Source organism: Nocardia sp. NPDC059764, assembly GCF_042732555.1.
Classification (GTDB): Bacteria; Actinomycetota; Actinomycetes; order Mycobacteriales; family Mycobacteriaceae; genus Nocardia.
Genome location: NZ_JBHWHH010000240.1, coordinates 1 through 8,353, shown reverse-complemented (window position 1 = coordinate 8,353; position 8,353 = coordinate 1). Strand labels below are relative to the sequence as shown.

8 protein-coding genes and 3 pseudogenes are annotated in these 8,353 nt (G+C 65.7%); 4 read left to right on the top strand and 7 right to left on the bottom strand.

Annotated elements, in window-relative coordinates; all coding sequences use genetic code 11:
- Nucleotides 1-128: 128 nt before the first annotated feature.
- The 5 genes and pseudogenes from ACFV4K_RS32785 to ACFV4K_RS32765 all read right to left on the bottom strand — a co-directional run bounded on the left by ACFV4K_RS32785 (nt 129) and on the right by ACFV4K_RS32765 (nt 3,497).
- Nucleotides 129-590, bottom strand: coding sequence for a hypothetical protein (locus ACFV4K_RS32785; RefSeq protein WP_379280145.1), 462 nt, complete (start codon nt 588-590; stop codon nt 129-131).
- A 208-nt stretch (nt 591-798) separates the two neighbouring features.
- Nucleotides 799-1,428, bottom strand: a complete 630-nt coding sequence (locus tag ACFV4K_RS32780) for a LysE family translocator (RefSeq protein ID WP_379280144.1) — start codon at nt 1,426-1,428, stop codon at nt 799-801.
- A 390-nt stretch (nt 1,429-1,818) separates the two neighbouring features.
- Nucleotides 1,819-2,096: pseudogene (locus tag ACFV4K_RS32775) on the bottom strand (alcohol dehydrogenase catalytic domain-containing protein); the annotation flags it as partial.
- Nucleotides 2,097-2,331: 235 nt separating this feature from the next.
- Nucleotides 2,332-2,736 (bottom strand): VOC family protein, encoded by a 405-nt coding sequence (locus ACFV4K_RS32770; RefSeq protein ID WP_379280142.1) that lies wholly within the window; start codon nt 2,734-2,736, stop codon nt 2,332-2,334.
- A complete protein-coding gene (locus tag ACFV4K_RS32765; protein WP_379280141.1) occupies nt 2,733-3,497 on the bottom strand; it encodes an ArsR family transcriptional regulator in 765 nt (254 codons plus the stop codon). Before ACFV4K_RS32765 ends, ACFV4K_RS32770 begins: the two co-directional genes overlap by 4 nt.
- Before the next feature lie 87 nt (nt 3,498-3,584).
- Here ACFV4K_RS32765 and ACFV4K_RS32760 point away from each other — a divergent pair, with 87 nt between their 5' ends.
- The 3 genes from ACFV4K_RS32760 (at nt 3,585) to ACFV4K_RS32750 (ending at nt 6,390) form a co-directional block, all read left to right on the top strand.
- Nucleotides 3,585-4,838 carry an APC family permease gene (locus ACFV4K_RS32760; RefSeq protein WP_379280140.1) on the top strand — a complete coding sequence of 418 codons (1,254 nt, stop codon included), beginning with the start codon at nt 3,585-3,587 and terminating at the stop codon, nt 4,836-4,838.
- Between the two features lie 380 nt (nt 4,839-5,218).
- The gene (locus tag ACFV4K_RS32755) at nt 5,219-5,767 is read left to right on the top strand and encodes a hypothetical protein (protein ID WP_379280139.1); all 549 of its coding nucleotides are present in this window, start codon (nt 5,219-5,221) and stop codon (nt 5,765-5,767) included.
- Nucleotides 5,768-5,892: 125 nt separating this feature from the next.
- On the top strand, nt 5,893-6,390 hold the full coding sequence (locus ACFV4K_RS32750; RefSeq protein ID WP_379280137.1) for a DoxX family protein: 498 nt from the start codon (nt 5,893-5,895) through the stop codon (nt 6,388-6,390).
- Here ACFV4K_RS32750 and ACFV4K_RS32745 read toward each other — a convergent pair.
- Nucleotides 6,357-6,608: pseudogene (locus ACFV4K_RS32745) on the bottom strand (multicopper oxidase domain-containing protein); the annotation flags it as partial. The gene ACFV4K_RS32750 and the pseudogene ACFV4K_RS32745 overlap by 34 nt on opposite strands.
- 807 nt (nt 6,609-7,415) lie before the next feature.
- Between ACFV4K_RS32745 and ACFV4K_RS32740 the strand changes: the two are divergent.
- Complete coding sequence (locus ACFV4K_RS32740; protein WP_379280135.1) at nt 7,416-7,619, top strand: cold-shock protein; 204 nt, start codon at nt 7,416-7,418, stop codon at nt 7,617-7,619.
- Nucleotides 7,620-8,123: 504 nt separating this feature from the next.
- Here ACFV4K_RS32740 and ACFV4K_RS32735 read toward each other — a convergent pair.
- Nucleotides 8,124-8,237: pseudogene (locus tag ACFV4K_RS32735) on the bottom strand (MerR family DNA-binding transcriptional regulator); the annotation flags it as partial.
- Nucleotides 8,238-8,353: the final 116 nt, after the last annotated feature.

Genomic DNA, 8,353 nt, shown 5'->3' with positions numbered 1-8,353 from the left:
TCGCTCATCGCCAGTAGCGGACATTCTGCGCTGCATCGGGTTCCGGCCGTCGGCGCCTCTCGCTGGCCGGTTCGGTCAGCGCGGTATGCGGCAGAATAGTGCGCATTGGGATTGCGCGCGGTATGCGGTCAGGGCCAGAAGACGCAGTCATCTCGAATGAGGAGTGCCTGCGATTCCAGATCCTCGTACCAACGAAGTCGCCCGATCTCCACCGATCCATCTGCCGCGACCCTGCCGAAATTCACATGGCGATACAGCCAGACCAACAGGCCTTCCAGCGCTTCGAAGTCCTCGGGATGAACCTCTTGCCGGGCTTCCAGACGCCACCCGCCTGCGGTCTCTTCGAGTCGAGAGCCGAGCATGCCGTCGATCTTCCACGCAGGACCGTCCTGGCCTAGAAACGGTTGCGGGTCGGTGCAGATCAGCTCCCCATCTTCATCCTCGACAATAGCGACGTAGCCCCTACCGAGTCGTAGCTCATCCTCAGGCGCTTCCCCCTGGCCGACCTGCCAGCGCAACTCTGCGATGTCCTCCCTCGACAGGTCGGCGCGAAGATCGAGGGAAATCACGAGCTCGTAGATATCAGCCACTGTCACACCGTATTACGGGCCAACGACAGATTCGATCGACCACATCGAGTGCTCGGTAATCGGCTGGCCAGTAGCGGACGTTCTGCACCGCACCAGGTTCCGACCGCCGGCGCCCGCGCTGGCCGGTTCGGTCAGCGCGGTATGCGGCATTACAGGTTGTCACGCTAGCCGTTTCAAGGCCGGTTGCTGGCACCAACTTGGCCGGGTGTCACCGGTGGCTGGAAGCCAACTTCAGGCCGAACCCAAGCAATATGGCTCCGGTGACCGTGTCCATCGCACGTCGCACGCCTTCTCGGTTCAGCCAAGTCTTCGCCGTGCCCGCAACGCTGATGATGACCGTGAACCAGACCATGCCTTCCACATTGTGCACCACCGCGAGAACGCAGCCCATCAGCAGATGTGGCACTCCGTCCGGCAAGAACTGCGGCAGCATCGCAGCGTAGAACACACCAACCTTCGGATTGAGCATATTCGTGCCCAGCCCGCGCGCCCACGCACCGAACACGCCTCGCGATGAATCGTCCACTGCGGCTTCAGTGGTCGCAATTGGGCGTTCGAGGCCAGTCCGAATCATGGCGATACCCATCCATACCAAATAGATTGCGCCGACAGTCCGCAGCACCGCGTAGGCGACCTCCGACGCTGTCAACAGCACCGAGACCCCCGCGGCGGCAGCCGCGCCCCACATCAGTGTGCCGCACCCGATCCCGACAGCCGAGGCGAACGCGTAGCGGCGGCCACGGCTCACCGCAGCCCGCAGCACGAGCGCGGTATCCAGACCAGGAATGAGGGTGAGTAAGCCAGCGACCGCGGCGAAGGATAGCAACGAGTGCAGCACCTGCACAGCGTATTCGGCCACCACCTCGAAGCCGGTGTGGATTCACACGCTCATCGGCATGAGCGCGCACTTGAGTCCACTAGAGCTAGCCGCCGGGGTGGGTGGCGGGAGGGCGGGCCGGTGGTGGCTGGAGCCCGGGTATGGCGCAGAGGTTATTCGGCTCCGGAACGTGAGTCGAGGTGTGAGCAGGGCGTTTGACGTGCAGGTATTCGATCGGACCCCGGTCGAGTTCCGTTTCAACGTCTAGCTTTTCACGTAACCACACCGAGCCCCGTCCAGATCCTTGGGTTGGGGCTCAGGTGGTCCCAATGGGTTGTTGCCTTGGAGATTGCCGAACTGGTTGGGTAGGTACGATGTTCAGTTCGACAAGATGCTGTTCACGGCACGCAAAGCTCAGCGGGCTGCCGGTGTAGGTCACGCGGTCACCCGCCCGGAAATCGGTGATGTCCGGACCGACCGCCTCGATCACGCCCGCCGCCTCGACGCCCATGCCGACCGGCAACGCCGCCGCGGTGGAGACCGGTGCGGAAGTAGGTGTCGGCGAAGTTCAAGCCGACCGCTTCATGCCGAATCCGGACCTCGCCCGGTCCGTGCTCGCCGACTTCGGCTGTCTCCCAACGCAATACCTCGGGTCCGCCGGTTTCGTAGAAGCGAACAGCTTGTGCCACAGTGCATCTCCTTCTGGACGCGACCGCGCCGGGGCGGCGATCGGCGTTCTGGGTCCGACAGGGGTAGCCCCACACCAGCCTCACGCTCAGCGTGATTCGTCTACTGCGCAGGGCGTGCGTCAACAGTGGCCGACCGAGGATCGCCGCCCAGCGGGTCGCGGTGACGGGGTTCAGGCCGATCAGGTCGCCGAGGACCGGTGTCGGAATGATGATGCGTCACCGCCTGCTGGGCCGATCACCTCGGTGTGCCGCTGACCGCAGTGGCAGGTTGGAACAGTTCAATCAGGTTGCCGGCGGGGTCGGCGAGCAGAATTTGGCGGCCGCCCGGGCCGCTGACCAGGTCGCTGCGGAACTTGATATCGGTTGCGCGGAGGCGTTCGATCTCGGCGTCGAGGTCGGCGACGACGAGGTGGATGCGATTGGCGCCCGGTCCGGCGGTGTCGGCGGGGGTGGCGCGTGCGCCGGAACTGGCTGGGCCTGAAAGCAATAGGCGCAGTGGGCCGCGGACGACGTCGGCGAAAGCGGGGATGGCGTTGGTGTGCAGGGTGAAACCGAGGTGTGCTGTGTAGAAGTCGGCCGCTGCCTGGACGTCATCGACGAGGTAGCGGACGCTGGCGTACTCGGTGGTGGATGTTGTCATCGGGCAGTCCTTTTCGTGAGAGTCGATAGCAGATAGCGGATGCGAGTGTCGATTTCGGCGGCCGTGGCTTGAAACCTCGGGTAAATGTCTTCGTCGCTGCCGTGTGAGGCTGCCGGGTCGGGGATGCTCCAGTGGATCCATCGAGGATCCTCACCGAAGTCTGGACAGACCTCACGGGCCTTGTCGCACAGGGTGATCACCGCATCGAAGCGATGATCGGCGAGGGTGTCGAGGCGGCGGGGGAGTCGGCCGGACAGGTCGATGCCGTATTCCTCCCGCAGCACTCGCACCGTGTCGGCATGCATGACCGGCTTCGGATTGCTTCCGGCGCTGAGCACCTCGACTCGGCCGCCGGTGCGCAAGCGCAACAGCTCTTCGGCGATCGCGGAGCGGGCGCTGTTGCCGGTGCAGACGAACAGCACCGCGAGCGGCGCCGAGGGTTCGAATGCGGCGGGCGCGGGCGTCATTCGTAAGGCCGGGTGCAGTACTGTCCCGGCTCCGGCGAGCATCTCGGCGCTGTGGTCCAAGTCCAGGTGGTAGTAGCTGTCTCGGCCGTCGTGACTGCTGCGCGTGGCGGTGACGAGGCCGCCGTCCCGTAGCAGTCGCAGGTGATAGGAGACCAGATTCTGGGGCTCGCCCACCCGGGCCACCAGCTCGCGCACGCGATAGTCGCTGTCCGACAGTTCGGTCAGCAGCTGCCAGCGCAAAGGGTGCGCGGCGAGATGAACAAATGGTGGGACCGCTTGACGAGTCGACGTCATGAGCTGAGGATAGCAGCAACTACATCAACCGTATTTGATGTATTTTCGGAATCGGTCTGCGTCAGGAGCATGGTGTCCAGAAAATCGATGTCGGTCGCGACGGACGAGCTGCGTCGCAGCTTGGGGTTGAGCGATGCTGTCGTGATCGGACTCGGCTCCATGATCGGGGCGGGGATCTTCGCGGCACTGGCTCCGGCGGCGCGAGCTGCGGGTTCGGGACTGTTGCTCGGGCTCGCGATCGCGGCGGTGGTGGCCTACTGCAATGCGACCTCCTCGGCGCGGTTGGCCGCACGCTATCCGGCCTCGGGCGGCACGTATGTGTATGGGCGCGAACGGCTCGGCGCGTTCTGGGGATATCTGGCCGGATGGTGTTTCGTGGTCGGCAAGACCGCATCCTGCGCGGCAATGGCATTGACCGTCGGCGCGTACGCGTGGCCGGAGCAGGCCCACGCGGTCGCCGCCGCGGCGGTCATCGCGCTGACCGCGGTGAATTATCGCGGCGTGCAGAAGTCGGTCCTGCTGACCCGGGTCATCGTGTCGATAGTGCTGGCCGTGCTCGCCGCGGTGGTGGTCGCGGCCTTCACCTCCGGCACCGCTGACGCCGCACGGCTGGAATGGGGTTCGGACATCACCGTTGTCGGGGTGCTGCAGGCAGCTGGACTGCTGTTCTTCGCCTTCGCCGGATACGCGCGGATCGCGACCCTCGGCGAGGAAGTCCGCGATCCCGCCCGCACGATTCCCCGCGCGATTCCGCTCGCCTTGGGGATCACCTTGCTCGTGTACGCGATTGTGCTGATCGCGGCGCTGAGTGTGCTCGGGCCACAAGGATTGTCCGAAGCAGCCGCTCCGCTGTCGAGCGTGGTGGGCGCCGTCGGTGCCGGCTGGCTCGAGCCGGTGGTGCGCACCGGAGCCGTGATCGCCGCGCTCGGTTCGCTTCTCGCCCTGATCCTCGGAGTCTCCCGCACGACGCTGGCGATGGCCCGCGACCGGCATCTGCCGCAGGCCTTGGCGGCGGTGCATCCCCGATTCGCGGTGCCGCATCGCGCCGAACTCGTGGTCGGCGCGATTGTCGCCATCGCCGCCGCGACCACCGACGTCCGTGCCGCGATCGGGTTCTCGTCCTTCGGCGTACTGCTCTACTACGCGATCGCCAACGCGGCCGCGTGGACACTGGCCCCGTCCGAGGGTCGACCGGCGCGGCTGATCCCCGTGGTCGGGTTGCTCGGCTGCCTGCTCCTGGCGTGCACGCTGCCAGCGCTGTCGGTGCTGACCGGCAGCGCGGTCGTCGTTCTCGGCGCCGCGATCTATCTCGTCCGCCGCAGGTCCACCGCGACCGCGTGATTCCCATGAAGCCCCGGCACCCACACCTCGACAGCTCCGGAGACAACCCGATGACCGGCCGCCCACCCGCACGCGGCACCGAATTTCTCAACGCCCCCCAACACGGCACCCCCGCCCTTGTCGAGAGCACGGCACGAGCCCTCCGCACCCATCTCTCCGAGTACCTGCTGGGTTCGGCCCAATAGCACCGATCCTCAACTGCCATCGCTTTCCTGATCGCGGTGTAAGCGACGGTTCGGGCCGGACCACGACAGCCGATATCGGAAACCGATACCGATCGGTGGACGAGCCCGAAGGTAGGCTCGGTGCTATATCGGCCAACGATATCGGGAGGCGAGTGCTGATGTCAGGACCGCAGCAGTGGTAGTCGAACTACAGCCATGACCGCGCGGTCGAGTCACCGCCTCACGGTCGCCGAGGCCCTGGTCGTCGCGACCGTGATCGTTGGCGGACTGTTCGGATCGCTGCTGGACCGAGCACTGGTCGCCACGCCCGCGTGGCGGGATCTGGGGGTGGCGGCGTGGGCCGATTACAGTCGCCATGCGGACCTCGGACCCGGTGACGTGGTGTACCCGGTCGGCGGGATCCTCTGGTGGGGGCTGGTTTTCGCGGCCGTGATCGCCTGCCGGCGAGATCGGTCGGTATCGCGCGCGGTCAGGGTGCCGCTGTACCTGACGGTGGTGGCGGTGCTCGGCGCGATCGTCTCAACCGTGATCGCCGCCCCGACGATGCAGCATGTCGGCCCGGTCGCCGACACCGACACCGCCGCGTTGCGGCACGCGTTCGACACGTTCACCGTGTGGGGTGTCTACGTGCGGGGCATCTGCTTCGCGGCCGGATTCCTGTGCAGCGTATGGGCGCTTGTCGTCATGCTGCTCGAACGGCGGCTACCGGTGCCGCACTCCTCGGACGGGACCACGACCCCGTAACACCGCCGGCGATCAACCCGAGGACCCATACCATGCGAACGCCATCGCCCCCCAAGCCACCATCTGAATGGGTACGCTCGATCCGACATGCCGTATCGGGTGACGATATCGAGAGGCGAGCGCTGATGGCAGCAACGCAGCGGTGGTCGTGGTCGCGGATACTCGGCGCGGACGGCCCGGCGGCGGTGATCTGTATCCGGATTGCGGTGGGGCTGGTGTTCCTCAGCGAGGGGATCCAGAAGTTCCTCTACCCGCACACACTGGGCCCCGGCCGATTCGACAAGATCGGGATACCGGCGGCGACGTTCTTCGCCAACCTCGACGGTGTCGTCGAAATCGTCTGCGGCACCTTGATCGTCGTCGGTCTGCTGACCCGGCTGGCGGCTGTACCACTGTTGATCGACATCAGCCTGGCGATCGTGCTGACCAAACTGCGCGAGCTGCGCCCCGGCGGATTCGGTGGCGTGCAAGGCTTCTGGGGCATGGCCCACGATGCCCGCACCGACATCGCGATGCTGCTCGGCCTGATATTCCTACTCTGGGTCGGACCCGGCCGCTGGTCACTGGACGCGATGCTGGCCCGGCGTGCTCAGCTCACCCGCAACAAGGCCATCAACCCGTAGTCCATGTGCAGCTGCTGGTGGCAATGCAGCAACGACGCGCCGAGCTGGTCGGCGACGATATCGATGGCCATCTCCTGGTAGCCGCCGAGCATCACCACATCCTTGCGCAACCCCGCGGTCGATGTCCCGGCGATGTGGGTGACTTCGAAGGTGTTGCGGTGCACATGAATCGGGTGGATATCGTCGGTGGCGTTTCGCCACCGCAACCGATACCGGCGTCGCCCACTTGCCAGGGCTGTCGCGCACCCGCCACGGGGGAGAAGATCGATATGAATGATGTTTTGCCGCAACGTGTCCCGCATCTAGATGGACTCGGCACTCGAGCGGTGGCCCGCCGCACCGGGGCCGGGGCGCGACGATGCCGCGCGTGCGCGATGACGTCTCGGGGGATGTAGCGGGGGAGACGTCGCACGGCGACCACCTCTCTGTGACCGCGATGAAAGTGGTTCTCGCGGTGTTGCAGTTCGCTGCGGGGCCGGGCCTGTATCACCAGCTCGGCTCGAATTCGGTGGGGACGGCGGAGCCGGGCGCGGTTCGCGCCTGGGCGACGGGGTCCCGGTAGTAATCGGACGAAAAACAACGACAGTGGCTTGACCAGCGGAGATAGCGCGCTCCTGGTTTGTCCTGCGGGGCATCGCGATTGGTGCTCGGCCTTCCCGCCTGACCCGCATCACCCCCCTGGCCGGGATCGCGCGCATTGTCGACCTCGAAGACACCAACGCCCGCGTTGCGCGAGAGCAACGACGCCCTTACCGCCGAGCGGGCCCGCGGTCCACGTCGGGGAACAAGTCACGCTTAGCGGGGTTGCTGCCGGGCGAATACACCGCACAGGGTGGCGCCGACGCGCGAAATTGTCTGTGACAGCCGGTCTTACCGTGACTCTCAGCCGTGCGGAGCCCATGGGCCGGGCCCTCATCGCTGCACGATGCGAGGGATCGCCGACGGTCGTGGCATAGTGAGGGTTGAGAACGGGCTTCTTACCAAGAATTTGCCCGGCTCACTACAGAGAAGAAGTTGTTTACAGCATGGCTCAAGGCAGTGTGAAGTGGTTCAACGGTGAAAAGGGCTTCGGCTTCATCGCTCAGGACGGCGGCGGCCCGGACGTCTTCGTGCATTACTCGGCCGTGAGCGGCTCGGGTTACAAGTCCCTCGATGAGGGTCAGCGTGTCGAGTTCTCGGTGGAGCAGGGCCAGAAGGGCCCCCAAGCCCAGGACGTCCACGCCATCTGATTCAGCGCGTTTTTGTCAAGAGCTTCGCACCGAGGTCGGTGCGAAGCTTTTTTCGTTGGGCCCGGTGCAGGTTGCCGCGTCCGCGGCGATGTCCACGAGAGCCGCAGCCCGGCCTGGACACCCGCACCCGCTGAAGGGGGTTCGCATAGAACTCCTGAAGCGCAGGATCTGCCAGAGATCGAACCGCACTCAGGGTAGATCGACATCGAGGCCCCCGGGCCATGAGCCCCGCCGCCCTCGATGGCCTCATTCGACTTCATGCGCAGACGGCGGCTCCACGCGAAACCGGCCCGGGCGGACACCCCGCGGTGACTGTTGTCGTGGGGTGTGGATCAGTGCTCCGAGTCCCGTGCTTCGTGCTCGTCGAGGGCGTGTTGCAGGGTGGCGTTGAGGGCGTGGGCCTCGGCGAGCTGATCTTCCAGGATCACGATCCGGCACGCCCCCCTCCAGGGAATTGCCCGCGTCGATCAGTTCGCGCACACGCGCGGCGATCCGCAGCTGATACCGCGAGTAGCGGCGATGCCCACCCGCCGAGCGTTGCGGGGTCAGCAGGCGCGCAGCATCGAGGGTTCGCAGGAAGGCTTGGGTGACGCCGAGGATCTCCGCCGCACGGCCCATGCTGTAGGCGGGGAAATCCTCGTCATCGAGTTTGTCCGCCCCACCCGCACCGGGGGTGGGATTTGTATCCGGTTGCTGCACAGTACCTCTCAAAGCTTATTGCAACGTCGGGAGGC

Bases quoted from the DNA above. Each gene is read 5' to 3' on its own strand.
- ACFV4K_RS32740 (WP_379280135.1), top strand. From the start codon at position 7,416: ATGGCTCAAGGCAGTGTGAAGTGGTTCAACGGTGAAAAGGGCTTCGGC.
- ACFV4K_RS32765 (WP_379280141.1), bottom strand. From the start codon at position 3,497: ATGACGTCGACTCGTCAAGCGGTCCCACCATTTGTTCATCTCGCCGCG.
- ACFV4K_RS32770 (WP_379280142.1), bottom strand. From the start codon at position 2,736: ATGACAACATCCACCACCGAGTACGCCAGCGTCCGCTACCTCGTCGAT.
- ACFV4K_RS32760 (WP_379280140.1), top strand. From the start codon at position 3,585: ATGTCGGTCGCGACGGACGAGCTGCGTCGCAGCTTGGGGTTGAGCGAT.
- ACFV4K_RS32750 (WP_379280137.1), top strand. From the start codon at position 5,893: ATGGCAGCAACGCAGCGGTGGTCGTGGTCGCGGATACTCGGCGCGGAC.
- ACFV4K_RS32755 (WP_379280139.1), top strand. From the start codon at position 5,219: ATGACCGCGCGGTCGAGTCACCGCCTCACGGTCGCCGAGGCCCTGGTC.